General features: G+C 62.1%; 15 protein-coding genes. 1 reads left to right on the top strand and 14 read right to left on the bottom strand.

Translation table 11 applies throughout. The annotated features are described in order from the left end of the window. Nucleotides 1-14 precede the first annotated feature (14 nt). The 10 genes from FPL22_RS09835 to FPL22_RS09790 form a co-directional block, all read right to left on the bottom strand. Nucleotides 15-1,211, bottom strand: coding sequence for a hypothetical protein (locus tag FPL22_RS09835; protein WP_144230104.1), 1,197 nt, complete (start codon nt 1,209-1,211; stop codon nt 15-17). A 134-nt stretch (nt 1,212-1,345) separates the two neighbouring features. Beyond that, nucleotides 1,346-2,707 carry a GH1 family beta-glucosidase gene (locus FPL22_RS09830; RefSeq protein ID WP_144230103.1) on the bottom strand — a complete coding sequence of 454 codons (1,362 nt, stop codon included), beginning with the start codon at nt 2,705-2,707 and terminating at the stop codon, nt 1,346-1,348. Nucleotides 2,708-2,769: 62 nt separating this feature from the next. Beyond that, nucleotides 2,770-5,772 (bottom strand): glycoside hydrolase family 5 protein, encoded by a 3,003-nt coding sequence (locus FPL22_RS09825; RefSeq protein ID WP_144230102.1) that lies wholly within the window; start codon nt 5,770-5,772, stop codon nt 2,770-2,772. Between the two features lie 64 nt (nt 5,773-5,836). Then, nucleotides 5,837-7,033 carry a hypothetical protein gene (locus FPL22_RS09820; RefSeq protein WP_144230101.1) on the bottom strand — a complete coding sequence of 399 codons (1,197 nt, stop codon included), beginning with the start codon at nt 7,031-7,033 and terminating at the stop codon, nt 5,837-5,839. 19 nt (nt 7,034-7,052) lie between these two features. Beyond that, nucleotides 7,053-7,847 carry a hypothetical protein gene (locus tag FPL22_RS09815; RefSeq protein WP_144230100.1) on the bottom strand — a complete coding sequence of 265 codons (795 nt, stop codon included), beginning with the start codon at nt 7,845-7,847 and terminating at the stop codon, nt 7,053-7,055. Further along, nucleotides 7,844-11,473 (bottom strand): hypothetical protein, encoded by a 3,630-nt coding sequence (locus tag FPL22_RS09810; RefSeq protein ID WP_144230099.1) that lies wholly within the window; start codon nt 11,471-11,473, stop codon nt 7,844-7,846. Before FPL22_RS09810 ends, FPL22_RS09815 begins: the two co-directional genes overlap by 4 nt. Next, a complete protein-coding gene (locus FPL22_RS09805) occupies nt 11,470-12,828 on the bottom strand; it encodes a glycoside hydrolase family 125 protein (RefSeq protein ID WP_144230098.1) in 1,359 nt (452 codons plus the stop codon). The genes FPL22_RS09810 and FPL22_RS09805 overlap by 4 nt, the downstream gene beginning before the upstream one ends. 19 nt (nt 12,829-12,847) lie before the next feature. Beyond that, nucleotides 12,848-13,999, bottom strand: coding sequence for a glycoside hydrolase family 5 protein (locus FPL22_RS09800; RefSeq protein ID WP_144230097.1), 1,152 nt, complete (start codon nt 13,997-13,999; stop codon nt 12,848-12,850). A gap of 4 nt (nt 14,000-14,003) precedes the next feature. Next, nucleotides 14,004-15,128, bottom strand: coding sequence for a glycoside hydrolase family 5 protein (locus tag FPL22_RS09795; RefSeq protein WP_144230096.1), 1,125 nt, complete (start codon nt 15,126-15,128; stop codon nt 14,004-14,006). Nucleotides 15,129-15,228: 100 nt separating this feature from the next. Then, on the bottom strand, nt 15,229-17,397 hold the full coding sequence (locus FPL22_RS09790) for a beta strand repeat-containing protein (RefSeq protein WP_144230095.1): 2,169 nt from the start codon (nt 17,395-17,397) through the stop codon (nt 15,229-15,231). A 175-nt stretch (nt 17,398-17,572) separates the two neighbouring features. On the opposite strand from FPL22_RS09790, the gene FPL22_RS09785 reads away from it, so the two are divergent. After that, nucleotides 17,573-18,550 carry a LacI family DNA-binding transcriptional regulator gene (locus FPL22_RS09785; RefSeq protein WP_162525249.1) on the top strand — a complete coding sequence of 326 codons (978 nt, stop codon included), beginning with the start codon at nt 17,573-17,575 and terminating at the stop codon, nt 18,548-18,550. A gap of 99 nt (nt 18,551-18,649) precedes the next feature. On the opposite strand, the gene FPL22_RS09780 is transcribed toward FPL22_RS09785, so the two are convergent. The 4 genes from FPL22_RS09780 to FPL22_RS09765 form a co-directional block, all read right to left on the bottom strand. Next, a complete protein-coding gene (locus tag FPL22_RS09780) occupies nt 18,650-19,870 on the bottom strand; it encodes a glycoside hydrolase family 5 protein (protein WP_144230093.1) in 1,221 nt (406 codons plus the stop codon). Nucleotides 19,871-19,876: 6 nt separating this feature from the next. Further along, nucleotides 19,877-21,520: a glycoside hydrolase family 5 protein gene (locus FPL22_RS09775; protein ID WP_144230092.1), complete on the bottom strand. Its 1,644-nt coding sequence runs from the start codon at nt 21,518-21,520 to the stop codon at nt 19,877-19,879. 79 nt (nt 21,521-21,599) lie between these two features. Continuing rightward, nucleotides 21,600-23,873 (bottom strand): glycoside hydrolase family 5 protein, encoded by a 2,274-nt coding sequence (locus FPL22_RS09770; protein WP_144230091.1) that lies wholly within the window; start codon nt 23,871-23,873, stop codon nt 21,600-21,602. An 18-nt stretch (nt 23,874-23,891) separates the two neighbouring features. Beyond that, the gene (locus tag FPL22_RS09765) at nt 23,892-26,609 is read right to left on the bottom strand and encodes a beta strand repeat-containing protein (protein WP_144230090.1); all 2,718 of its coding nucleotides are present in this window, start codon (nt 26,607-26,609) and stop codon (nt 23,892-23,894) included. Nucleotides 26,610-26,637 lie beyond the last annotated feature (28 nt).

Below are 26,637 nucleotides of genomic sequence, written 5' to 3'. Positions count from 1 at the left end.
GAATAAGGACGGGCTCAGATGGTGAGGGCGATCAGGTCCGCGACGGGGACGAGGGCGATATCCACGCGGTCGTGGACCATCGTGGTGTAGCAGATGTAGCGGTCATCGAGGCAGAATTGCGGATGCGGGTGCAGGTGGACGCAGCGGGTGGCACCGGGCGAAAGGGGCGGAGTGTTTACGATTTCGACCTCGCGGCGGGTGACGGTGTCGTAGAAGAGGACATGGCAGTCGGCGTTGCCGGGGTCGGCCATGGTGTCGGCGACCAGATAGCGGCCGCAGCGCGTGGAGTGGGCGTGGGAGAGGTTGCCGGGCCAGACGAGGGTTTCTTCGCGGGTGGCCAGGGACACGGATTTCACGCCGTATCCATAATGAAGATACCAAATGGATTCGCCGGAGGCGTCCCACCATTCGTGGCCGGAGTGGGAGACCGGCGCTTTGAGCAGGGGGCGGGCTTCTTCGCCGCGGCAGATGGTCCAGATGCGGTGATAGGGTGTGGTGCCATCGAACGGGATGCCGAGGCGGTCGCCGTCAATCCAGTATTCCTGCGCGCACAGCTGGAGGTCGGGATCAATCGGGCTGAAGAGAGCGTGGTTAAAAGTGCGATTCTCGAACGTTTGCCAGACAAGGTAGGGGGAACCGTCGAGCGGGAGTTCGCCGAGGGTGGACATGGCGACGCCGTCGTCGCGGGTGGAGCGGCTGTCGAGGTTGATGGATTTGCGGTCGGCGGAGAACGTGGGGTGGGTGGCCAGAAGCTGGAGTTTGCCGGGTATGGCACTGGAAGGAACGGTGCCGACGCGGACGGCTTCATCGGTGGCGAGAGGGCCACGTTTCCAGATGTCGAAGTGGTTTCCCCACCAGGCTTCGCCGGTGGCGTGGTCGATCCACGGGCGGGAGGTCGGGAACTGGGTTTCGGGGTAAACGCGGAGTTCGTCGGTTTTGAAGTCAACGACGCCGAGCACCTGCTGAGAATGCATGCCGCCCTCGGGTGGAAATCCGCAGCCGAGCCAGAGGAAGCGGCCGTCAGCGGACCAGCTCGGGTGGGTGTAGTAGAACGATTGCTGGACGGGTGCGGCGCGGTGCGTGAGCACGTAGCTGGCGACGCCGTTGGACGGGTTGATCCAGCGGGAGAAGAGCGGCGAAGTCTCGGGGGTCGATAACGAGGTATCCGGCGTCGATGCGGAACCAGCGGGGACGGCGGCAGGGGAGGTCATGCGGCTTGAACAGATGAGCGACGGGGTTTTCGACGGAGTCATTTAATGATAGCTGAAACGAGTGCGAGGCGGAACCAGAAATCGGAGCCCGGTTGAGCCGGGGCCGCTGATGAAGAAAGCGATCGTAGGAGAAATTACAGATGGGCTCCGTGGGTGCGGATCACGTCGGCGTAAAAGGCGGCGGAGGCTTTGGGGGTTCGCTTCTGGGTTTCGTAGTCCACGTGGACGAGGCCGAAGCGCGGGTGGTAGCCGTGCGCCCATTCGAAGTTATCGAGGAACGACCAGTAGTAGAACGCCTCGACATGGGCGCCGTCGGCGATGGACCGGCGCAGCTCGCGCAGGTGCCGGCGCAGGTGATCGATGCGGAAGTGGTCGGGCACGTCGCCGCCGGTCGTGACCCAGTCCATGGAGGCGAGGCCGTTTTCCAGAATTTGCACGGGCAGGCGGTAGCGTTCGGTGAGGGTTTTGGGGCCCCAATACAGGCCCTCCGGCTGCATTTGCCATTTCATCATGGTGAGAGGTTTGCCGTCGGCGCGCTGCGGCTGCGACCAGTCCATATAGTAATTCCAGCCGAAGTAGTCCATCGGCGCGGACAGGATGCGGAGGTCGTCGGCGCGCACGGTGTCGTCAACGATGTCGCCATAGAAGGCTCGGACCTCGGGGCTGTAGTCGCCGGTGAAAAGCGGATCGACCCAGAGATGAGAGGACCACGGTTTTTCGTTGGGGAACGCGAAGGCGACGGCTTGGGCGGCGGCGATGTCGGCGGGCGAGGACGAGCGCGGGATGTCCACGTTGTGGTTGAACGCCTGGCCGATGCGGGCGGGGCCGCGAGTGCCCTCACGGAGCACGCCGACGGCGAGGCCGTGGGCGAGATTCATATGGTGGACCAAGCGGAAATAATCGCGGTGGGTGAGGCTGACGCCGGGCGCGTGGATGCCGAGGTGATGGCCGAGCGCGCCGACGTTGCCGGCCTCGTTGTGCGTGCACCAGCGGTTGACGCGGTCGCCGAGGCGTTTGACGACGACGGCGGCGTAGTCGGAGAACCACGCGGCGCTGTCGCGGTTGAGCCAGCCGCCGCGTTCATACAGGGCCTGCGGAAAGTCCCAGTGGAATAGCGTCACCAAAGGTTGAATACCTGCGGCGAGCAGCGAATCCACGAGGCGGTCGTAGAAGGCGAGACCGGCTTCGTTGATGCGGCCGTTGGTGCCGTCGGGCAGGATGCGCGGCCATGAGAGGGAAAAGCGGTAGGATTGCAGGCTGGTGTCGCGCATGAGGGCGACGTCTTCGGGCCAGCGGTGATAGTGGGCGCAGGCGATGGCGCCGGATTGGCCGCCCTCGATCTTGCCCTCGCGGGTGCAGAACGTGTCCCAGATGGACAGGCCTTTGCCGTCTTCGCGGGCGGCGCCCTCGATCTGGTAGGCGGCGGTGGCGGAGCCCCACAGGAAACCGGACGGAAATGATTGAGGTGATGCAGGGAGCGAGGCGGTTGAACTCATGTAGGAAAACAAAAAGGGAGGGCGGACGGAGGTTTTGCTCCTTCGTCCGTCCTCCGGATAACTCACGGTGTCGTCACGGTTACGTTGTCGATGGTGGCCGTGCTCAATGTGCCGCCGGATTTGCCGCATACAGGCAGGCCGATGTAGATGGTCGGTGCGGTCATGGTAATAGTCTGGGTCGCGCCATGCTGAACCCAGCTGGCGGGTGCGCCGCCGACATCGGCCGCGCGGTAGCCTTTGAAGGTGTTGCCGCTGCGCACGAGGCGAACCCAATAGGGGAGCGTGATGCCGGAGACGCCGCCGGAGTGCCCGCTGCCGCCTGCGGTGGTCAGCCGGTAGCCGAGGTCCACCCAGCCGTTGGTGGTGAGGCTCATGAGGGCATGCTTCGAGTCTGCCGCGAGCGATTCACGAATCATCACGCCGGTCACCGAATTGGCGGGCGTGGCCGAGCGGGAAACAATCCGGGCGGTAATGGTGCAATCGCCGGACACGGGTTGATGAACGAAGTGAAACGAATCCGCCGTGTTCCAGATGTCCCAGCCCGCCCCCTGGACGGTAAACGTGCCGCCCGCATACGAGGCGTTGCCTGCGGTGATGACGGTGCCGATGTCCTGGTTGGTCCACGTGTCGAAGTTGTTGTAGGCTTCGAGCACGGCCATCTGGGGTTTGTCGGTGCCGGGGAACGGCTGGGGCTGGCAGACGGTGGAGCTGGTGGTCCAGTTGTTGCCGGCGGCCCAATAATTGGTGCTCAGGTTGTTGTCGCGGGCGTAGGCGAGGAAGTTGTCCAAGGCCTCGTTCCAGCCGGCTTGGTAATAATTATTGGGCACGCAGAACTCGCCGATGTTGCCGTGGGCGTAGGGGCGGGTTTGCAGCCAGGCGACGAACGGGGCGACGTGATTGATGCCGGAGTTGGGATTGGGCACGTCGTCGGAGCGATAGTTGCCGTCGGAGCCGAAGTAGGCCGGGGACGCGTAAGGGTTGCTCTGATAATCCCAGTAGGAGTGCGCGGAATAGATCAGGCGGCCGACGGGATCCTTGATGTCGAGCGAGCCGCTAACGTTGGGCCAGCGGTTGGCGCTGGAGTAGGACATACCCTCGACGATGACGTAGTTGCGCTGGTCAACCTTGCGAATGGCGTCGACCGTGACCTGCGCGGCGGCGGACCAGTTTTCGAGCGTGCCGGACGGCTCGTTCATGAGGTCGTAGCCATAAGTGCTCGGTTCGTTTTTGTAGCGGTCGGCGATCTTGGTCCAGAGGTCGGCCAAGGCGGTGTAAGGCACGGCGGCGGAGCCAACCTGGTTGCCGCTGTAACTATTGTAGTTGTGCAGATCCCACATGATTTTCATGTCACGGGCGTTCGCCAAGGCGACCAAGGCGTCGAGGTTGGTGAAGTCCACCGCCCCGAAAGCGACGGACTGCACGCGCTCCCACTTGATGGGAATGCGGATGAGGGTGAGGCCTTTGTTTTTGTAATAGTCCCACATGGCGGCGTTGGTCTGCCAGAAGGCGAAGCCGCTGAACTCCGCGCCGGCGAAGTTGACGCCGAACAGTTGCGGAGGGCCGGAGAGATCACGGTTGAAAACCGCCACGCTGCCGGTGCCGGAGAAGCCGAGGCTGGCGGCGGTATGCACGCCGGCGGGTTTGACGGAGCCGTTGACGGTGAGGCCGGTGACGTAGATCCAGTCATTGAGAATGACATTGCCGCCGGTGTTGACGGTGAGACGGCCGGAGCTGGCTAACTTGGTCTGCACGGCAAGGGTGGCGCCGGAATTGACGGTGAACGTGCCGGTGTAGGCGTTGCCATGGTCGATCCGTGGAGTGAACTGGCCGGCTCCGCTCACGCTGAAATTGCCCGGGCCGGAGAGATCGCCGACGAACAGGTTCAACACGCCGCCGGCGCCGGTGGAGAGCGTGGTGGTTCCGGAAGGCCGCGAATACGTATCCACATCGAGGTTACGCACGGCGGTGCCGGCTTCAATGGTGCCTCCGGTGGAGACCATTTTTGTTGCGGAGCTGATGGCGGTGCCGGTGCCAAGAAGAAGAAGCTTGCCCGAGCCGGCCAGGCTCAACGTGCCGCCCGTGAAGGTCGAACTGGTGGCGGGCGTGCGCAGCACGTTGCTGCCGACGCTGACGGAATACGTGTCGACAATGTTAATCGACGGCGCGGTCGCGCCGGTGCCGGAGGTGTTGGTGTTCCATTGGGTCTTGTAGGCGACCGTCCAATCCTGCGCACCCGTCTGGCTGGTGGTGAGATACCAAGTCGCGGGCGTGCGGACGACGATGCTGCCGGTGCCGGTGAAGCCCAGCGAAGCCGCCGTGTAAGTGCCCGGGGTCTTGACGACGCCGGCGACGGTCAGGCCGGTGAAGGTGACCGTCTGGTTGAGAATGACATCAGACGCGGTGGTCACGACGAGTGCGCCGCCGGAAGACATCGCGTTGAGGAATTCCAGTTTTCCGGTGGTGAGCGTGATCTTGCCGGTGTAGCTGGTGGCGTCGGTGATCGTGAGTTTAAGCGTGGCGGTGGCGCCGCCAGTGAGGTTGAAATTTCCCGCGCCGGTGAGCGTGCCGATGGTGAGCGGGAAGAGGTTGTTCGTGCCGGTTCCGTTGGCGATCAACGTCGTGCCGGAAACATTCAGGTAGGACGTGATGGTCAGCGTGCTGGTGTTCGAGCCGCTCTTGAGGGCGGTGCCGTTCTGGGTGACCAGATTGGGGATGGTAGAAAGGGCCGCGCCACTCTTCACCAGCAGCGAATGGGTCTTTGGTCCGAGCGTGAGGGTCTTTCCGCCAAACGTGGAAGCCGGGCCAGGCGTGCGGAGAACCCAGGCGGTGCCGTTGCAGACATAATCGTCCGCGCTGTTGATCGACACGGGAGCCGTGCCCGTGCCATCGGCGGCGGTGTTCCAGGAACTGAGAATGTCCCAGCTGCCGGCACCGTTTTGGTTGACCGACTGGTAATAGGTCGCGGCGGTTGCAGAGGATAAAGCGACCAGCGGAGCGACGAGGGTGGCGAACAAGAAGCCGGACAAAGGCCGGCGACGAAGAGGGGGTTTTATTTGGGTATTCATGTGGGGGCTGAGGGAAAGCAGTAGCTGCCGCGTCGAGGGGCGCGGTGGTGAAAAAAGGATAAACTCAGGTGGTGAGCGCGATCAGGTCGGCCACGGGAGCGAGCGCGATGTCGACGCGATCGTGGACCGTGGTGGTGTAACAAATATAACGATCATCGAGACAAAATTGAGGATGCGGATGAAGGTGGGTGCAGCGTGTGAGGTGCGAGGCGAGCGGGCCGCGGTTGACGATTTCGACGCATTTGCCGGTGACGGTGTCGCGGAAGAGGACGTGGCAATCAGGATTGCCCGGAGTGTCCATGCGGTCGGCGACCAAGTAGCGTCCGGTGCGGTCGGAGTGGGCGTGGGAGAGGTGGCCGGCCCAGATGAGGGTTTCTTCGCGGGTGGCGAGGCAGACACGTTTCACGCCGTGGCCGTAGTGGAGATAGTTGATGAATTGTCCGTCGGCGGACCACCATTCGTGGCCGCTGTGGGAGACGGGTTGGCGGAGGAGCGGTTCGGCTTGTCCGCCGCGACGGATGAGCCAGATGCGGTGGTAGGGCAGGTTGCCGTCGAAGGGCACGCCCTTGCGCGCGGCATCTTGCCAGTATTCGTGGACGATGAGTTGGAGGTCGGGATCGACGGGACTGAAGAGGCCGTGGTCGAAGTAGCGGTCGGGAAGAGATTGCCAGAGCTTGAACGAGGAGCCGTTGGCGGCGAGTTCGCCGAGGTGGACCGTGGCGGAGCCGTCGGACTGGATGAATCGGGCGTCCACGTTGAACGAGCGGCGGTCGGCGGAGAACGTCGGGTGCGTGGCGAGAAGGGCGAGGCGTCCGGAGTCGAGGGCGGCAGGGAACGAGTTGACGCGGACGGCGCGATCTTTGGCGAGCGGGCCGCGTTTCCAGAGATCGAGGTGGTTGGTCCAGTAGGCCTCGCCGCTGAGGCCGTCCACCATGACGGATTCGGCGGTGAATTGAGTTTCTGGATACACGCGAAGTTCGTCGCGATCGAAGTCAACGACGCCGAGGGTCTGCGTGCAATGGAGGCCGCCAGGAGGTGGGAAGCCGCAGCGCAACCAGAGGAAACGGCCGTCGTGGGACCAGCTGGGATGAGTGTAGTAGAAAGATTGCTGAACGGGGGCGGCGCGGTGGGTGAGGATGTAGCTGGAGACGTCGCTCGCGGGATTTATCCAGCGAGTGAAAAGGCCGGAGGTCTCGGGTGTGGCGAGATCGGAAGTGCGGGCGAGGGCGGGCGGGCAGGCGATGGACGTTGCTAGTGTCATGGTAGTGAATGGAGAGGGCTCAAGGAGTGTCGGTGTAAGTGAGCCAGGCATGGGAAGGAGGCGGGTCGCCGCGCTCGGCGAGGATGTAGGGGCCGAGACGGAATTTCATGCCGCTCGGGGAATAAACGAGCACACCGGTGACGCGGATGTCGGGCTTCACGACGACGACGTTGTCGTCGATGAGTTTCCACTCATCTGGCGTTTGCACGGCGACGAGCACACGGAGGCGTCCGCGGGGATCGGCGTCGGGGGTGATGATCTTGACGGAGCCTGGCTCGGTCACGACTTGGTTTTTGGCAAGGCGGGTGGCAAGGGAGACATGGCCACGATTAAGGATGCGCAGGGTGCCGCCGGGGAAAGCGGCGGAGGAGTTGTCGATGAATTCGACGTTATAGGTGCCGGGGGTGATGGAGCCGGGAGCGGGCGGTTGCGGCGTGACGATGACGAGAGCGGAGGTGGTGTTAGCCGGAGGCGTGAAAGAGGTGACCTTGAGGCGGGGAAATTCACCGGTGACGGGATCAGGCACCGTGGAGGTTTTATAAATGTCGAGGCGTTCGAGGGAGGCGGGCGTGTAGGGCGGGCTGATGATGTAAGGCGCAGAACTTATCTGTTTAAACTTCCGATCGATCTTCAGGGCGTAGTCGCCCTCAGTTTCATCAAGAAAGAGGAAACGGAGGACGGGGGGCTTGGGGGGCTCGGATGGGGCTTGGCCCCGGGCGGAAAGAGCGGCGAAGAAGAGGGGAATCACCAGCAGCAGGAGAAAATACCCGAGGCCCGAAACCTGAAACGGGAGTGAGGTGAGGCGCGGACTCATATGTCGTTCGGGCTAAGCCAGCGAAAGCTGACGATTTGGTAGCGGCGGCCGAAAGTGGCGGCGGCGGAACCGGAGGCGGGCGTAGAGGAGGCCGGGGTGGCATCCACGTAGTCGGGAGTGCGTTGGACGACGGCTTCGCACCAGGCGCGACCCATCACGTCGCCGGTGGCGGGGTTCAGCGTGTCGCCGTAGGTGCGGATGGTAAAGGTGTCGGAGCGGGCGGTGAGGGTGGGGGCGAGGGCGGAGAGGAGGTCGCCTTGCAGGAGGTAGCCGGGATAGCCGGCGATGCGGGTCTGCATGCGGTATTCCAAGTCGGCGAAAATGAGGCCCCTGAATACGCCGGTGCCATCACGGGTGCCGGTAGAGGCGGCCTTCTCACTGGTTGTGTTGTAGGGAGAGGGGACGTGGGCGCGTTGGTTGACCACTTTGTCCAGCGCGGATTGGAGCGCACCGGAGAGACCAAGCCGGTAGGGATCGGCGAGCCCGGAATTGCTGTTGGTGGTCGGGCCGGCGATGAGGAGGCGGTTGACAAACTGAGAGAGGGAGAGGAACGGCCCGCGAAGCCGGACTTGGAGCACCATCTCTTCGGCGAGACGGTTGATTTCGGACTGGGTGAGGTCGCGTAATCCGCTCCAAGCGTTGGCGCTGATGCCGTTGGCGGAGTTGGCGGAGCCGCCGGACGGAGTGAGGGTGCGCAGGAACGGGGCGGAGGGCGCGGTGTCGGTGCCGGCGGGGATGTTTTTTAAGCTGGAGAAAAGAGCTTTCCAGGCTTCGACGGAGGTGGAGTTGATGTTGAAGGCGCCGTCGGCGAGGAGATTTTCGGCGGCGGCGTAGAGGCCGCGAAAGCGAGAGGGGTCGTTGTAAGGAACGAGCGCGGGGGAGCGGAACGGTGTGTAACGGGCGTTGGCGAGCGTGTCTGTGTTGGTTTGTGCGAAATCGAACGGGCCGGTTTGGGGGAAGCTGGAAAAATAGAAGCGGTCCCAGAGTAGGTCGTTCCAGAGGTAGGAACCGTCGAAGTGGTTGCCGAACGGCGGGGAGTAATGGAATACGCGGTCACGTCGGACGCGGGGTTGCGGGTAAGAGTTGGCGATGGGGTAGTTGACTTGAAAAGAATTGGATATGCTGTTGCCGCCGCTGAGGAAAAAGCCGGCGAGGTTAAAATGCTGGAGCTGGCCGAGGGACGTGAGTGCGTGGCCGGGCGTGGGGATATCGTAAAGGCGGGTGTTGAAGCTGGTATTCGGGTCGGAAATATCGGCGGGAGGCGAAGTAAGCGAGGGGTAGGCGCCACTGTTGATGAGGCCCCATCGGGTCGTGCTGGGAATAGTTTCATCGAGGGGCGGGAGGTGATTGGCGGCGAGCATGGGGTGACCGCTGGGGTCGCTATCCCCGTCCAGCCCGATGACGCCGAAGGACGTGCCCCACTGAAGGGGATGGTCACTGTAGCTGGAGAAACCAATGTAATCCACGAGCAAGGCGCGGTAGTTCAGTTGGTAGAATGTGGCTTGTTGCGGGGTGGATTGGGCATCTTGCAGAGTGAAGAAGACGCCTCCACCGCGACGGTAGCCATCGGCCACGGGATAGACGACAAAACCAAAATCGACAGGAGCGCCGGTGGAGGTCTGCGGGGATTTGGTGCCGACGCTGACGATCAGGTTGGAGGGGTTGGTGGTGTTGCCCATGTAGAGCCGGGCACTCATGCCGCTTGAGATTAATGCCGCGTGAGTGTCGCCCTGGGCGGTGGCGATGGCGCGGCCGGTTGGGTAAGTGAGAAAGACTGAGGGATCGAAGGTGTTGATCATCGCGACGGTGTGAGTGTCGTTTGATCCGGCGATGGTGAGGTTGGCGGCGGGATCGAGCGTGAAAATCTGAGCGACGCCGGGGGGAATGCGGGTGGCCTTGATGACGAGTTGGATTTTTTCAAGGCCGCCATTGGCGAGGGCATTGCCTACGCGCACAAAATGATTGGGCAGGTTGGTGCGGGTGGTGCCGTCATTTACCAGGCTCGCAGGAGCAGGGGCCGGATCGGACAATCTTCCACTGACGACGGAGGGATTGGGAGAGAAGTAGCTGAGGAGAAAGTCCCCGGACAGGGCGACGTTGTAGGGATTTGCCAATACAACGACGGGGTAGATGCGCAGGGTGACGGTGCGATCAGCCTCCACTCGCAGGCTGTAAAAGAGTTTCGCCTGAACGAACACGGGGAAGAGACCCTGTTGCGTGGCCGTTGCGGTGCGGGAGGGCGCGAGGTCCCCGGCAACGGCGTTACCGGAATTGGCGTGGGACCAGAGCTGCTCCCAAGTCGAACTGCAGTCGAACACGTTGGCGGTGAGTATAGCGGGCCGGTTGGCGTAGGGTGTGGCGGCAGGACTCAGGACAAAGTTGCCGGTGGCGAGGGGGGCGACGTTGAAGTCGGTCGTGTTGAGCGCGGTGCGGAAGTCGGCCAGGGATGGACGGGCAAACAGGTAGGTGAAGTCGCGTTTGAGACCGCCCTGACGGACGTCGGCGAGGACGCCGCGGGAGCTTACAGAAAGATCGTGATAGCGGGATTTGAGTTCGTCGGGAAAAGTGGCGGCGGGATTGAGGTAGGTAAGTTGGGTTGGCGAAAACACCTTGAGGAGTTCGGCGGTGTTGACGGGGAAAGTGGCGGCGAGCCCGTCGGAGCCGGTGGTGGTCATGGCCTCGATGGCGGGGCGCTGGGCGGATTGAAGACGGGTAAGGGTGCGGGCGGTGGCTTCGGAAGCGGATTCGCCGCTGCGGGCGGCGGCGTAGGAATCGACGAGGTTGGCCCGGGCCTTGACGCCTTCGTCGCCGACCCACCAAGCGTAGTTACCGACGGGAGTGGCGGCCCCTGAGGTGCCTGGGACGTTGGTAGCGCTGATTGTGATTTGGGGAGCGGTGATCGCGCGATCAAGGGACGCGGGGCCGGTGACGCCGGCGGAGGTTTTGAGCAAAAGGCGGTGAACGCGATTGGAGGCATCTTTGATTTCGTCCAAGGGCGTGCTGGCGGCGGTCAGGCCGGTGACGACATCGGCAGGTTTGAAGGTGTCACCGGTGGAGGATAATTCGTTTCCGCTGACGAGCCAGGCGGGGGTCAACACCGAGTCGTCTGCGGGGTTGGCGGGGAGGGGATTGAAGGCCGAGGGGTTTTCTTTGTTGTAGGTGGCGGGGTCCGAGCGGGCGTTTTTCCAGGCGCCAACCCAGTGCCGGTTGCGGGGGGAGGCGGCGGTTTTCCAGTAAGCATCAACGGCGGCAATCGCCTGAGCACCGGTGGTGCCGGAAGCGGTGAAGGAGCCTCCGGTGCTGCTGGTGCCGAAATCGTAGGTAGGCGGGGTGATCGTAACGGAGGCGGGAAGCTTGAGATCAGCCGGAGCGGTTACTCTCTGGTCGGGCCCGGTGTATTTCTGCAATTGACCCATGGCGATGTTGAGCGCGAGCAGGGCGTTCTGACGCGCTTGGGCAATGTGTTGGCTGTTAGCCGCCACCTGAGTCTCGACGCGGGTGAGGCTTGCCAGCGAGACAAGGAGAAGAACGAGGAACGCGAGCAGCGTGATCGTGATGAGCAGCGCGAAGCCGCGTCGTGCTTGCGGACGGGAAGTCACGGGCAAAACTGCGGCGGTGCGTTTCATGACAGATCAGCTTTTAGCAGATGCGGGCGTTGGTGATGCAGAGTGACGATGAGTTCGCCGAAGAGGGTGTTGGCCCAGGCGAACCATTTTCTCGTGAATTGGGCGGCATCGTCCTTCTTGAAGGATTCGTGCATGAAGCCGGTGCCGGCGTGCGTGGTCTTCAGATAGCGCAGGCACTTGAGGATCTCGGCGTCCTCTGTGGCCGTGAGGGCCTGCATGGTCAGCGCCATCGGCCAGATCGTGCCGGGGCCTGTATGCGGTCCGCCAATACCGGCGGCGGCCTTGCCGTCCACGTATTGCGGATTTGCCGTGCTCAGGAGAAAGGCGCGCGTGCGCAGGTAGCGGGGATCGTCCTTGGCGCAAAATCCGAGGTAGGGCAGGGAGATGAGCGAAGGGATGTTCGCGTCATCCATGAGGTTCACGCCGCCGAGCCCGTCGACTTCGTAGGCCCAGATTTCGCCATGGACCGGATGTTGGACGACGGCGTGTTTCTCGAGCGATTCGGTGATGCCGGCGGAAAACGCATGCGCTTCGGTGGCGAGTGCATCGCAGTGGAGGACGGCGAGCAGGTAGGCGAGATGGTTGAGCGCGACAGCCATCATGGCGTTGGCCGGAACGAGGAACGGGAAGGCAACCAGGTCGTCGGACGGACGGAAGCCGGTGCGGATGAGCCCGCAGTTGCGACTGGGAAGGCCGTAGCCATCGCAGGGCAGCGATTCCCAGACGCGTCCTTCGCGCACGAAGGAATAAGGTGAGCGCACGGCGCCGGCTTCTTCGCCCGAGGCGCGCTCCACGCGAAGCAGTGCAAACGCGGCGGCGACGGCGCGCCGCCATTTTTCATCAAACGGCGCGGTGTCGTCGGTGGCGGCCCAGTAGCCGTGCGAGAGGCGGAAAAAGTAGGCGAGGCTGTCGAGCTCCCATTTGCGTTCGTGGACGCCGGGCTTCATCTCGGTGCGGTCATCCTGATGTTTTCCGAAGACGGGGTCGCGGTAAAAGGCGTTGGCATAAGGGTCGAGCAGGATGCCGTCGGCCTGGCGATTGATGACACCGGCGATCAGTGTGCGCATAGCCGGGTCGGTGTGCGTGAGCGGAAGATAGGGCCAGACCTGTGCGGCGGAATCGCGGAGCCACATGGCGGCGATGTCGCCGGTGATGACGTAGGTGTCGGGACGGCCGTCGGCGTCGATGCGGTGATCGATGGTGGTGTCGAGCGTGTTGGGCAGGCAGTTCGCGAAGAGCCACGCGAGCTCGGGATCGGCGATCGATGCGGAGACGCTCTTGATAAGTGATTCGACGGAATCACTGACGAAGCTGCGTTGTGCGGCGGGAAGGCGTTGGGAGACGAAGGGGGACATTTGAAAAGCGACCGGCGGATCAGCGCATTTTTTTCAGCTCGAATTGTTCACCGGAGAGCGCGGCTTTGGCGGGAACGCCCCAGGCGGGCGTGGGGGTGTAGTTCCAGTCGGAGATCAACACGGGCGTGGCCCAGGCGTGGAAGGACCAGCCGGTCCAGTTGAGGCGGTGCTTCTGGATGAACCCGAGGATGTCCGGCACCCAAGTGTAAGGATTCTCCTGAATTTCGGAGGGAAGGAAATCCATCTTGTTCACATCCGCGCCGACCTCGCCGACGAAAATCGGATGCTTGGCGGCGGTCGCGAGGACGTTTTCTTCCCAGCCCTTGTGCCAGTTGTAGACGTGCCACGAATACATGATGCCGTTTCCGGAAGGATCATTGAGTTCGTAGCCCTTGGTGATGCCGGAGAGGTTGAAGGACCAGCCGAGACCGGCGGCGATGATGATGTTGCGGGCGCCGGTGGTTCGGATGAGGTTGACCGCGCGCTGCATGCCCGGTGACTCGAAGCCCTGGTTCTGCTTTTTCTCGGCGTCGCTCAGGAAGGCGGATTCGTCGACGCCCTTTTTCTTTTCGGAAACAAAGCCGCCGTCGCGCCAGAGGTCCCAGGAAATACCGTGGGGCTCATTGATGATTTCGAAGAGAACGGCTGGGTGGTTTTTGTATTTCAGGGCGACCTCGGTCCAGAACACGAGGTGTTCGTCGCGGACGGCGCGGTAACGATGATTGTCGAGGACGATGTAGGCGCCTCGGTTGGCGGCGGCGTTGACGGCGGAATCGACGAGCGCGCGGTAGGCGGCGCCGCCGTCGGTCTGGCTCTTGGAGCGGCCGAACCAGTATTCATCCTTCACGGCGAGACGGATGACATTGGCCTTCCATTCGTCGATGCCGACGATGGTCGAATGGACGGCACCGTGGCCTTCGGGACGGATTTCAAGTCCGGGAATGGCCAGGCCCTGCAACCACACCTCATTGCCGTCGGTATTCACCAAACGGTTACCGGATACCTTCAATTCCGAAGGCCATTTTTCAGGACGGGCGGCCTCCGCTTCGGGATCCTTGGGGTAGTTGCGGGGTTTGGTGTCTGGCTTGGGCGGCTCATCTGCGGCCTGCGCAGCGGCACCACTGACGCAGGCGACGAGGGCGAGCAGGAGGAATCGGCGAAGCGGATTCATGGTGTCAGCGGAGTCGGTCGGGTGCGGGGAATTGTTTGCCGGAGAGGGCGTCTTTGGCGGGTTGTCCCCAGAAAGGGGTCGGGGTGTAGTCCCAATCGAGGAGCATGCGCGGGCTGGCCTTGGGATGGAATGCCCAGCCGGTCCAGTTGAGCCGGTGCTTCTGGATGAGGCCGAGCATGGCGGGCACCCACGTGGCGGCGTCTTCCTGGGCGTTGGCCGGGATGAACTTCATCTTGTTGGCGTCGGCGCCGACCTCGCCGAGGAGGATCGGGTGCTTCGCGGCGGCATCGAGGAGCTTTTTCTGCCAGCCTTTTTTCCACGGATAGACGTGGGAGGCATACATGATGCCGTTGCCGGATTTGTCGGTGAGGGCGAAGCCGTTGACGACGCCGGACAGGTCGTAGGCGTAGTCGAGCCCGCCGATGACCACGATGTTTTTGGCACCGGTGGCGCGGACGGCGTCGATCATCGCCTGCATGCCGGGCGACTGGAACCCATGCTTGTTGTTCAGCTTTTCCTCGGGGGTGAGGAACGCGTCTTCATCGCCGGCTTTTTTCTTTTCCTCGACAAAGCCGCCGTCGCGCCAGATTTGCCAGGTGATCCCGTGAGGCTCGTTGAGAAGATCGAAGAGGACGGCAGGATTGTTTTTGTAGCGGGTGGCGGCGTCGGTCCAGAAATCCAGGTATTCCTTGCGCGGGGCGCGGTAACGATGGAGATCGAGGACGACGTAGGCGCCTTTGCTGGAGGCGAGGGCGATCGCCTTGTCAACGAGGTCTCGGTAGGATTGTCCGCCGTCGGAGCGGGTGTTGTGCTTGGTGCCTTTGCCAAACCAGAACTCTTCCTTCACGGGAAGGCGGATGACGTTGCCTTTCCACTCGTCGACCACTTTGGCGACGGAGAGGAGCAGGCTTTCGCCTTTGACGCCCCAATCGAGGCTGGGGACGTTGACACCCTGCAGCCAGACCTCCTTGCCGTCTTTGACGGTGACAAGGCGGTTGCCTTGGACGCGGAGCTCGGGTGGCGCGCCGGGCACGGATGCCGGCTGGGCATGCAACGGAGTCGACAGCATCGCCAGCGAGGAGCCGGCGAGTCCGAGGCAAAGGCGAAAAAGAGAGGAGGGCGTGAGCATGAAAAACGGGGGGAGAAAGCGGGGAAAAAGACGGGCAGTAGCCGAACCCACCGCCTTAGTCGGCGGCAGGCGTGGAGGGGGGTATAGCCGACGGCTAAGTTTAAAGGGTGCGGGAGCCGCGGGCTTTGCGGCGGACGCCGGCAAAGATCAACATGCCGGCACCGGCGAAGATGGCGTAGGTCGAGGGCTCGGGGATGGCGGAGACGAGGTAGCCGCTGCTGTCGATGATGGCTGCCAAGCCGTTGATCGTTATCTGGCTGAGCTGCCCGCTGGTAAGGCCCAGGTTGCTCGTGCCGATACGGATGGAGTCCGTGCCGGCGGTGAAGTTGATGAAGCTCAGACTGATCGAGCTGCCCCAGGTCGTGCCGCTGCTATCAGCGAAGATGAGGGCGGAGGTGCCGCTACCTAGGTCGATGATCGAACTGGCGGAGAGGGTGAGCGTGCCGAGGGTTTCACTGAAACCGCCGGTGGCGAAAGTGCCGCCAGCCATGACGAGGTTGCTTGTGTCAGCGATGCGGTTGGCAGCGCCCAGGGCGAGGGTGCCGGCGCTGATGGTGGTGGCGCCGGTGTAGGTGTTAAGAGCATTCAGCGTCGTTGTGCCGGTGCCGGCCTGAGTAAACGCGCCCGTGCCTGTGATGGCTGCCGAACTGAAGTCCGTGCCTTGAGCCACAGCATTGCTCCGTTTGATGATAAAGACACCGTTGTTTACAATGGCGCCGGTGGCCGACAGTGAGCCGGTCGTGGTGTTGTTGCCCAGTTGCAGGGTGCCGCTGGCGATGTTGGTGCCTCCAGTGTAAGTGTTGCCGCCGGTGAGGGTGAGGACACCCGCGCTCGGACCACCATAGGTGATAGCCGAAGCGCCGCCTCCATTGTCCGCTATCGCGGAAGCCAACGAGATCGCTCTGTTATTATTACTCAGGATGACCAGTTCCTTGTTGGAGCCGATCGTGATGATGCCTGTGCCCGTTTGCGTCAGGCTGTTGTTTCCGCCATTCATCAAACCGTTCAGCGTGACGCCGAAGTTACCCGTGTTCCAAGCTGCCGCGGCGGAGCCGATGTATTGCAGGGTATTGCCGGTGATATTCCCCGTCTGGGTCGCATTGGCGGCGAAGGAGTAATTGGTGGTGGCACTGGTGACGTCGGATAGATTAGCAGCCGCCACCGTGCTGATGTGGGCGGTGATGACACCGCCGTTGCCGCCGCTCGCGTATCGTAACGACGTGCCTGTGCCGGTCGTGATCCACGTGCCGAGGATGCCGGAGGAATCGGTCGTGTTGGCAGTGGTGGTGGTGCCGGTGAGCGAAGAGATATTCAGCAGTCCGCCTGTGCTGCGCGTGATTGCGCCGAGGGCGACGGTGTTGGTGGCGGTGCCGTTCGTGACGGTCGAAAACCCGCGGTTCACGGTCGTCGAGGCAAACGCCTGCGTGCTGCCCGCCGTCTGCAGGCTGTTCAGTGTGCCGCCGCCCAACACCAGCGGACTGCTGGAAAGGATCGATCCCGCTCCGTTCAGTCGCAACTGGCCGCTATTGATAATCGTGGATCCGGTGTAGGCGTTGATGCCGTTGAGATACAAGGCGCTGGTGGCGCTGTTCTGAATGACGTCGGTCACGTTGGAGCCAACTGCGAGAAGGGAGGTGATGCCGACGCCGCTGCCGGAATTGGTGATCGTGCCGATATTATTGATGCCGGTTATGCCGCCGGTCGTTGTGTTGCCACCAGCCGCGTTAGGACCGGAACCTGTGTTAAACGTGACACTTCCGGTTCCGGTGATGCCGCCCTTGATCCTGACAGAGGCACCGCTGGCACTGGAGTTAACCGTCAAGGTATCGTTGAGAACGATAGGGGCAGAAATTTCATCGAACCCGAATCCGAGGTAATTGATTACCGCGCCGGCTCCGCCGTTATCCATGATCAGCGTCGCTCCACCCGAGGCGAGTAAGTAGTAGGATTTTATCGGGGCGACGGGATCGCCGATGGTCAGCGTGCCCACCGTGCGGGAGGTGGTGTCGATGGTGACGGCGCTGTTATTCGTGATGTCGAATGTAAGATTCACAACGGAGCCTATGCCGCCCGGAACGGTCGGGGTGCTTGACCAGTTGGAGGCGGCGCTCCAGTTGCCGGCCAAATCGACATTCCAATTGCCGTCCACCTGTGCGAACGCAGAGGGGCTGATGGTCAAGGCGGCGACGAAGGTTAGCAGGGTGGCGGGAAGTTGAAACACCGAAGAGGCGGAGCGAATGCTTGGGGTGCGCGATGGAGAGGTTTTCATAACAGGGGTTAGGGTAGGCGTGTTTCCTCGGGACTCGGTGCTGAGGTGGCGACCCGGGGGATTTTCAGGGGAAGCAATATGCTGCTCTTAGTAACTAAATCTTGGCTGGGCACGGCCAAGTCGCTTAGTGTCGAATGCGTTCGATCATATGGCTGGAATCCAACCCTGTTCCCTGATGAAAGTGGCCCGCGAGGCGTGTGTGGCGGCCTCGACGGCGTCACTGGCGCTGCGGGGGAGTCCGCGGGTGTTGCCGGAGACCGTGGAGCGTGTGAAGGCGGCGGCGAAACGGCTGGGTTATTCGGCCGATCCTCGGGTGGGGTCGTTGATGGCCCGCATTCGCATGGCCAAGGAGATTCACGACCGGGAGCGAATCGCGTTTGTTTGGGTAAACGGGTTGAAGGAGGATCGGTTGAGGGACCGATTTAGCCAGACGACGGTTGCCTGTGCGAAAAGACGGGCGGAGGAGCTGGGCTGGGCCATGGAGGAATTTTGGTTGGGGTCCGACGGCATGACCCCGGCGCGGCTTGAGAAGGTCCTGCTGACGCGCGGAATCACGGGCGTGGTGTTTTCGTCACCTTTGGCGGTGCACTCGACGACGGTGGATTGGAACTGGTCGCATTTTGCGTCGGCGCTGATCGGGAACCTGGAGTTTCATCCGCCGCTACACCGCGCGGGACATCATCATTACCAGAATATGTGGACGGCGGTGGAAAAGCTGCGCGCGGCGGGATGTGCGCGCCCGGCGGCGGTGTTGTTCGAACCGCACCAGCTGCATATGCAGGGAATCCATCAGGCGGCGTTCCTGGCGAATTATCCGTTGCCACGGCAGGCTTTGTCGATGGTGCGGTTTGGGTTGCCGGAGAGCCGCGCGGAGACCTTGGCGTGGTTGGAAAAAGTGAAGGCGGACGGGCTGGTCTTTGGCATGAATCCGTCGGAGGAAACGCTGCACTGGCTGCGAACCCTGCCTCGCATAAAATGCATGGTGACGGTGGATCGGCCGGAGCCGGGTTTGCCGGGAATCAATACGCAGAACGGCGCGATTGCTGCGGACGCGGTGGACTTGGTGATCGCGCAGCTGCATCGCAACGAGCGGGGTGTTCCGGTGAGTCCGATCTCGGTTTTGCCCGAAGGGGTATGGGAGGATTTTGGGTGAGAGTGGTGGAAGGCGTAATGATCGCCGGATATCCCGCAGTCGAATCACGTTGGCTGAAGTGCTTCGGTGCGGGGCGTGTCCCCGCCTCCATGCGGAAGCTCAGCGGAGTTTTTTGAGCTCGAACTGTTTGCCGGCGAGGGCGTCTTTGGCGGGCTGGCCCCAGAAGGGCGTGGGCGCGTAATTCCAGTCGGCGAGCATCACGGGGGTGGCCCAGGTGTGGAAGGACCAGCCGGTCCAGTTGAGGCGGTATTTCTGGATGAGGCCGAGCATGTCGGGCGCCCACGTGGCGGGGTCTTCCTGGCGGTCCAGCGGGAGGAAATCCATTTTCACTTTATCCACGCCGACTTCGCCGAGGAAGATGGGATGTTTCTCGGCGGCGCGCAGGACCTTGCCAGCCCAGTCGCTTTTCCACGGATAGATGTGGGAGGAATACATGATGCCGTTGCCCTCGGCGGTGTCCTTGAGTTCGTAGCCGTCCACGATGCCGGAGAGGTCGTAGGCCCAGTCGAGTGCACCGGCGATGAGGATGTTGCGGGCGCCGAGGGCGCGGATGTGCTCGACGGCTTTTTGCATGCCGGGAGAGGTGAAGCCTTCGTTTTTCTTTTTGTCTGCTTCGCTGAGGAAGGCGGATTCATCGATGGCTTTTTTGCTCTTCTCTGCCACGAAGCCGCCATCGCGCCAGACTTCCCAACTGATGCCGTGGGGTTCGTTGATGAGGTCGAAGAGGACGGCGGGGTGGTTTTTGTAGCGGGTGGCGACGTCGGTCCAGAAATCGAGGTGCTCGTTTTTGAGCGCGCGGAAAGCGTGGAGGTCGATCACGAGGTAAGCTCCGCGGTTGGCGGCGGCGTTGATGGCGGCGTCGATGATGGCGCGGTAGGCGGTGCCACCGTCGGACTGGCCGGCGGTTTCCTTGCCGGGTTTGCCCTCGCCGCGCCAGTAGGTGTCGATGACGGCGAGGCGGACGCAGTTGGCCTTCCAGTTTTCGATGGCCTCGATGGTGGAGCGGACGGCGCCGTGGCCTTCGGGGCGGATTTCGAGGCCGGGGATGGCTACGCCTTGCAGCCAGACTTCGAGGCCATCCGTATCCACCAAACGGTTACCGGAAACTTTCAGTTCCTTGGGCCATTGGGCGGGGTTGGGTGCCTCGGGGGCGGGGTCGGTCGGGTAGGCGTGACTGCCGGTGCGGGTGGGATCGATCGCGGCGGAGATGGAGCCGGCGAGGAAGACGGAGGACAGAAGACAGAGAACGGAGGCCGGAAGGCGGAATACAGAGAACAGAATACCGAGGACAGAGGACGGAGGACGGAAGATGGAGGTCATGATGAGTTAGCGGAGTTTGGCGGGTTCTGGGAATTTCTTGCCGGCGAGGGCGTCTTTGGCGGGCTGTCCCCAGAAGGGCGTGGGCGTGTAGTTTAAGTCGGACAACATGCGCGGGCTGGCGCTTGGGTGGAAACACCAGCCGGTCCAGTTGAGGCGGTGTTTCTGGATGAGGCCGAGCATCGCGGGCACCCACGTCGCGACGTCTTCCTGGTGGTTGGCGGGGATGAAGGACATCTTCTTCGCATCGCCACCGACTTCGCCGAGCAGGATCGGGTGCTTGGCGGCGGCATCGAGGAACTTTTTCTGCCAGGATTTTTTCCACGGATAGACGTGGGAGGCATACATGATACCGTTGCCGTTCGGGTCTTTGAGGGCGAAGCCGCTGACGATACCGGTGAGGTCGTAGGCGTAGTCGAGTCCGCCGATGACGACGATGTTTTTGGCGCCGGTGGCGCGAACGGTATCAATCATCTTCTGCATGCCGGGAGAAACGTAGCCGCGCGTGTTGTGCAGTTTTTCCTCGGGGGTGAGGAACGTATCCTCATCGCCGGGCTTTTTCTTTTCCTCGAGGAAACCGCCGTCGCGCCAGATTTCCCACGTGGTGCCGTGGGGTTCGTTGAGGAGGTCGAAGAGGACGGCGGGATTGTTTTTGTAGCGAGCGGCGGCGTCGGTCCAGAAGGTGAGGTCGGACGGGCGGGGAGCGCGGTAATGATGGAGATCGAGGACGAGGTAGGCGCCTTTGGAGGAGGCGAGGGCGACGGCCTGGTCGACGAGGTCGCGGTAGGCGGCGCCACCGTCGGTCTGCGTGTTGTGCTTGGTGCCTTTGCCGAACCAGTGGTCGGCTTTCACGGGCAGGCGGATGACGTTGGCATTCCATTCGTCAGTGGCGATGCCGATGGATTTGAGGATGCGCTCGCCTTTGACGCTCCATTCGAGGGACGGGACGTTGACGCCCTGGAGCCAGACCTCCTTGCCGCCTTTGACGGTGACGAGGCGGTTGCCTTGCACGCGAAGTTCGGGTGGCGCGCCGCTCGCTCGGGGAGTGGGGCCGGTGTTGCCCGCGGCGGGATCGGGCACGGCGGGTATTGAGGCCGCAGAGGCGGTTGCGGTGGTAACGGCAGTCACCGTGATTCCGCCAAGGTCATAGCTGCCGCCTTCCAGGCGAACGAGTGCGGGCGTGAGGCGAAAGGTGCGTGCGCCCGAGGGCACGGGGATGCGGGTGGTCTGGTTTTCCCAGCCGTTGCTGTTCTCGCGATAAAACGAAAACGGAGGCGTGGCCGCGATCTTGGTGTCATTGGCGTCGAAGAACTCGAATGCGAGGCGGGCATCGCCATTTTGCGCACCGGGTTTCAGGCCGGTAATGCGTTGCTGCCAGCTCAACGAGAGCGCATCGGTGCCGGCGGGCACGACGAGTGTGCGCGAGAGTGAAACGATCTTGACGGGCGGGTGGACAACTAGGCGCAAAAAATGATCGGCGCCCTCGGACTGCTGAGTGACGCCGAGGCTTACAGGGGGCCAGTCGACGGGCGAAATCGTCAGCGCGGTGCCTTTGACGAGCGTGAGTTTTTCCGGGCGCGACGAGGGAGTCTGGGCGGACAACGAAGCGGCGAGAAGAGCTGTGAGTAAAATCGTAAAGCTAAGGAGTTTCATTTCGAAGACGGAAAAAGGGGACGTGAAAAAAGCGCGGAACGACGTGGAGTCGTATCCGCGCTTTAACTACGGAGTGGTATCAGCGGAGGCGGTCGGGAGGCGGGAATTGTTTGCCGCCGAGGGCGTCCTTGGCCTGCTGGCCCCAGAAGGGCGTGGGCGTATAGTCCCAGTCGAGCAACATGCGGGGGCTGGCGCCGGGGTGGAAACACCAGGCGGTCCAGTTGAGCTTATGGTGCTGGATGAGGCCGAGGATGGCAGGGGTCCACGTCTCCCAATCCTCCTGCTGCTCGAGCGGCATGAAGGTCATCTTCTTGGCGTCGGCACCGACTTCACCGAGGAGGATCGGGTATTTGGCGGCGGCGTTGAGGAGCATCTTCTGCCACTGGCTCTTCCACGGATAAATGTGGCAGGCGTAGATGATGCCCTGGCCGTTCGGGTCATCGAGGCCGTAGCCTTCCATTATGCCGTCGAGGCGGTAGGCGTAGTCGAGGCCGCCGACGAGCACCATGTTCTTGGCACCGGTGGCGCGGACGGTATCGAGCATCTTCTGCATGCCGGGGGACTGGAAGCCCTGGGCCTTGGCCTTGTCTTCGGCGCTGAGGAACGCGGCCTGGTCAGGGGTGAGTTTTTCGCCCACGAAGCCGCCGTTGCGCCAGACCTCCCACGACGTGTCGAAGGGCTCGTTCATCAAGTCGAAGATGACGGCGGGGTGATTCTTGTAACGGGTGGCGGCGTCGGTCCAGAACTCCAGATACTCGTCCTTCGGGGCGCGATAAACGTGGAGATCGAGGACGAGGTAGGCGCCACGGTTGGCGGCGAGCGTGATGCACTGGTCGATGATGGCGCGGTAGGCGGCGCCGCCGTCGGTCTGGCCCTTGCGACCGAACCAGTAGTCGTGTTTGACGGGTAGACGGATGACATTGCCCTTCCATTCGTCGAGGCCGACGACGACGGATTTGTGAACCTGTTCGCCGGTGACGCTCCATTCGAGGGACGGGACGTTGACGCCTTGGAGCCAGACTTCTTTGCCGCCGTCGATGGTGACGAGACGGTTGCCTTGGGCTTTGATGGCGGGCGGCCACTTGGCCTTGTTGTCCTGTTCGACGGGCACGCGGGCCTTGGCGGCGGCTTCTTCGCGGGCTTTTTGTTTGGCGAGGATGATCGCGGGGTCGGTGGGCTTGAGGACGATGTCGTCGAGATCGAACGTGCCGGCCTTCACTTGAAAGAGGGACGGCATGAGGTCGAGGGTGACGCCGCCTTCGGGAACCAGGAAACTGGTGGTGCGCTCAACCCAGGCGCCGTCCTTGGTGTTGTTGCGGGAATAGAGCGGACCGGGACCGGGCGAGAGTTTTTTCCCGGCGGCGTCTTTGATGTCCATCATGATGCGGGCGTCGAACCAACCCATCTCGCCGGGCTTGAGGTTGGTGATGCGCCAGCGGAGGGTGAGCTCGAAGGCTTTGACGCCGGCGGGCAGGATGACGCTGCGGAAGTTCATGACCGTCTTGCCGGGCTCGGTGGAGGTGAGGCGCAGGAAACGATTGCCGGTATCGGCATCGGTTTCCCAAGTGCCGGCCTTGGCCCAATCGGCGGCGAAATCACCGGCCTTGTTGGGCGTTTCGAAATTGCCGTTGGAGAGAATAGCTCCACCGGCTTCAATCTTGGCGGCAACCTTGGCCTGATTGGCGGCGGTCTGGGCGGCGAGCTTTTCGGCGCGGGCGGTGGCGGCGGCATCGGCGGCGGCTTTGATGGGGGCGGCGTCGACGGGTTTGATGACGATGTCGTCGAGATCAAAGGTGCCGGCTTCGACGTTGAAGAGGGCGGGCATGAACTTGAGATAGACCGCGCCTTCGGGGACGAGGAACGAGGCGCTGCGCGTGACCCAGCCGGCGGTATCTTTACCGGTTGCGGCGGGGTTGGGTGCGGGGGAGACCTTGGCGCGGGAGGCGTCCATGAATTCCATCATGATGCGGGCGTCGAACCAGGAGTTCTTGCCGCGCTTGAGGCCGGTGACGCGCTGGCGCCACGTGAGTTCCAAGGCTTGAGTGCCGGCCGGAATGGGAATCTCGGTGTAAAGCATGACCATCGCGCCGGGCGAAGGGCTGGTCATGCGGATGAAGTGGTTGCCCTCTTCATTTTCCCAGGAGCCGCCTGCTTTGAGCTGGGGCCAGCCGTCGGGCCAGTTGTCGCCGTTGGCATCGGTCTCCATGCCGGAATTCGTGGTGATCGACTCGGCGGGAGGAAGCGGAGCGAAGGTGGATGCCGCCGGAGTCTGGGCGCGTAGCGATAAAGCGGATACAGCCATGAGGCTGGCGGCCAGAAGGCCGCGGCGGAGGAGTTTGGGAACGTTGACCATGGGAAAATGAAAAAGGATTCAGGCTGCGCGTTTGCGGCGACGGAGGCAGGCGATCAGAGCGCCCGCGCCGGCGAGAAATGCGAAGGAGGCGGGCTCGGGAACAGCCGAGTAACTCAGGAGGCCCGTCGCCTCGTTGAAGGAGTAGTTGCCGAGGGTCCAGGTGTTGGCGGTTTTGGTGAAACCGTTTACGACGAAGGTGCCGGTGAAACTTTCGGAAAGGGTGGCTGTGTTGACGATCAGCCAGCTGTTGCCATCGATCGCGGCGGCGCCGGTGAGGTCGAAGTTAAAGGAGCCTTCGAAGGTGGCGGTGCCCGTGCCGGTGACAGCGTTGTTCACGCCATTGGCGCCGATGAAGAACGTGAGGGATCCGGTTTGCGAGAGGGTGAGGCCGCCGGCGTTGACAGCGGTGCTGCCCGAGTAGGTGTTGGCACCGGAGAGCGCGAGGGTGCCTGTGCCGGTTTTGATAAGACCGCCGCTGGTGGTGCCGTCAACAAGCGCGGTTTCGAAGGTGAGATCGTTCGCCGCTGCGCCGTTGCCAATGGTAAATGTGCGTGTGCCTTCTAGGCGAAAAACGCCTTGATTCGCCAATGCAGAGTCCGTGGAGGCAATCTTGACGGTGTTGGTATTGGTGCCGTTTCCTGTGAAGGTAATGTCTCCGTTGAGAGTAAGTTGCGCGCCCTTGTTGGTGGCGTTGCTGGTCAATGCTATCGCGGTGTAGGCTCCGCTCGCCGTGTTCGTGATATGCACAGTGTTAAGAGACGTTAATCCGTTGAATACCGTAGTGCTGGTGGAGTCTTTAGCCGTCAAAAGTCCGCCATTTAGCGTCGTAATTCCGGCAACTGTTATATCGCCGCCTTGGTTCATGATCAGGTTGCCGGCATTGAGCGTTGCATCGCCGTTAATCGTGAATGATGCGCCGGTGCCATGGTTGCTGACCGCACCGCCATTCATCGTGAAATTATTGATGGTCTCCTGATGGCCGTTGTTGCCGCTGCTGGTGGTGCTGTCGAAGGTGAAGGTGCCGCCGTTGATGGTTACACTGGCGGTATCTGCGATCGCGTTGGTGTTTTTGAGCAGAAGGCCGCCGTTCATCACCAAGTCGGTCGTAAGCCCGATGTTGAGGACGGATTTATTAAGCCGTAGAATACCGCTGTTGAGCGTCGTAGCACCGGTGTAGGTGCTTGCCGCGCTGCCCGTGAGAATGGTTTGGCCTGTGCCTCCGAATGTAACGCCGTTGCCGCCGTCGTTAGTAATCACACTGCTGATGGTTAGCGGTGCGACAGTATTGCCGTTGCTGACGCCGTTGGTGAAAACCTGAATCACGCCCTCGTGGCCGTTCAAGTCTATCGTGGGAACGGAAAGCGTCATGGCGTCCGTCGCATTAGCCGCGGTGACCTGTTGGCTCGCGAAAATCGCTCCGCTGTTGATTTTTAAAGTGGTGCCGGCGTCTCCGCTGATCGTGACGCCTGAGTTGGTGCCTGCGCCGGTGATCTTAAGCGACAGCGAGTTGATGGTCGTGACCGTGTGCGTGAGGTTGATGTCTTGGGAAGCACCGCCCGAGGCACGCTGGTAGAGAACGTTGTCGGCTTGGGTCTGGCCGCTGGTGATGGCTGCGGTATATTCAGTGGAGGTGTTTAGCAGGCGCACGCCGTATGTGGAGTCATAGGTAACCAAGCCACCCGCCTTACCGTCGCCGCCCGAGGTTGAGTCACCATAGGCTCCAGCGATAATGCCGATCGTCGTCTGGTTCGTCGTCCCGCTCCCGACAAGAGTCGGTGCGCTGGTGAAACTGATGTTGGCGGCGCCGGCACTCAGCGATGCGAGCGTGTTTACGCCGAGACTCGAGCCACGAAACAAAATCGAGCTTCCACTCTCACGAGAAAAACTGCCGGCCGAGAGCCGTGCGTTTTTTAAGGCATTGGCGCTTACTCCAATGGTAGCATAGCCTTGAGATGCTGTCAGGGCATTGGTGATGACGTCGCTTGAGTTGGCTGTGCTGTTGCCGGTCGTAGTGAAGAGGGCTCCGTTTGAGCTGCCTGAGCCATTCATCGTCACGCTCTTTGTGCGCGTGGTTCCTGTATTGCCGTTCGTATCGCTTTTGAAAAAAAGCGAGGCTCCTCCATCAACAATGAAGTCCGACAAGGCAGAACTGGCCGTCCCTGAATTCATGTTGAGCACGCCAGAATTCAATGTGGTGGTGCCGCTGTAGGTATTGATTCCGTTGAAATTAATCGTGCCGCCATTCGCGATGATTCCACCGTTGGAAATGACATTAACCAAGGTAAGGCTCTTGCTGCTGCCGGCGGTAAAAGTGCGGGTGACGCCGCCGAGATTGATATTAAGATTGTTGGCTGTGATGCCTGATCCAATGGTCACTGCTTTGTTGACGGACACGTTGCTGGTGATGTCGCCCCCGAGGGTGATCGTTCTGGCGCCGCCGGTTCCCTGGACTACAATGTTTTGTGATCCAAAAGCTTCAAAATCCAATCCAGTGGATAGTATTGTATCGGCGCTAAACTGGATTGTTTGAGCGCCGGTCAGCGTTAGGGACGAATCCCAAACGCCGTTGATTGTGCCTCCTACCCAGTTGGCGGTGTCGTTGTAATCGTAGGTGCCGCCGGCGGTCTTGTTGAAGCCGGTGGCTTGGCTGAAAACCAAGGAGGGGCAGAGCGAGGCGGCGAGACCGAGTGCGAAAGCGAGCGGGCGGGGGAGTTTGGACGGACGTGGGGTATTCATGGGCGTGGACTGAGGTAGCGAGGGGTGG

The organism is Rariglobus hedericola (assembly GCF_007559335.1).
Classification (GTDB): Bacteria; Verrucomicrobiota; Verrucomicrobiia; order Opitutales; family Opitutaceae; genus Rariglobus; species Rariglobus hedericola.
This window is presented reverse-complemented; position numbering and strand designations above follow the sequence as displayed.

Bases quoted from the DNA above. Each gene is read 5' to 3' on its own strand.
- FPL22_RS09835 (WP_144230104.1), bottom strand. From the start codon at position 1,211: ATGACCTCCCCTGCCGCCGTCCCCGCTGGTTCCGCATCGACGCCGGAT.
- FPL22_RS09830 (WP_144230103.1), bottom strand. From the start codon at position 2,707: ATGAGTTCAACCGCCTCGCTCCCTGCATCACCTCAATCATTTCCGTCC.
- FPL22_RS09825 (WP_144230102.1), bottom strand. From the start codon at position 5,772: ATGAATACCCAAATAAAACCCCCTCTTCGTCGCCGGCCTTTGTCCGGC.
- FPL22_RS09820 (WP_144230101.1), bottom strand. From the start codon at position 7,033: ATGACACTAGCAACGTCCATCGCCTGCCCGCCCGCCCTCGCCCGCACT.
- FPL22_RS09815 (WP_144230100.1), bottom strand. From the start codon at position 7,847: ATGAGTCCGCGCCTCACCTCACTCCCGTTTCAGGTTTCGGGCCTCGGG.
- FPL22_RS09810 (WP_144230099.1), bottom strand. From the start codon at position 11,473: ATGAAACGCACCGCCGCAGTTTTGCCCGTGACTTCCCGTCCGCAAGCA.
- FPL22_RS09805 (WP_144230098.1), bottom strand. From the start codon at position 12,828: ATGTCCCCCTTCGTCTCCCAACGCCTTCCCGCCGCACAACGCAGCTTC.
- FPL22_RS09800 (WP_144230097.1), bottom strand. From the start codon at position 13,999: ATGAATCCGCTTCGCCGATTCCTCCTGCTCGCCCTCGTCGCCTGCGTC.
- FPL22_RS09795 (WP_144230096.1), bottom strand. From the start codon at position 15,128: ATGCTCACGCCCTCCTCTCTTTTTCGCCTTTGCCTCGGACTCGCCGGC.
- FPL22_RS09790 (WP_144230095.1), bottom strand. From the start codon at position 17,397: ATGAAAACCTCTCCATCGCGCACCCCAAGCATTCGCTCCGCCTCTTCG.
- FPL22_RS09785 (WP_162525249.1), top strand. From the start codon at position 17,573: ATGAAAGTGGCCCGCGAGGCGTGTGTGGCGGCCTCGACGGCGTCACTG.
- FPL22_RS09780 (WP_144230093.1), bottom strand. From the start codon at position 19,870: ATGACCTCCATCTTCCGTCCTCCGTCCTCTGTCCTCGGTATTCTGTTC.
- FPL22_RS09775 (WP_144230092.1), bottom strand. From the start codon at position 21,520: ATGAAACTCCTTAGCTTTACGATTTTACTCACAGCTCTTCTCGCCGCT.
- FPL22_RS09770 (WP_144230091.1), bottom strand. From the start codon at position 23,873: ATGGTCAACGTTCCCAAACTCCTCCGCCGCGGCCTTCTGGCCGCCAGC.
- FPL22_RS09765 (WP_144230090.1), bottom strand. From the start codon at position 26,609: ATGAATACCCCACGTCCGTCCAAACTCCCCCGCCCGCTCGCTTTCGCA.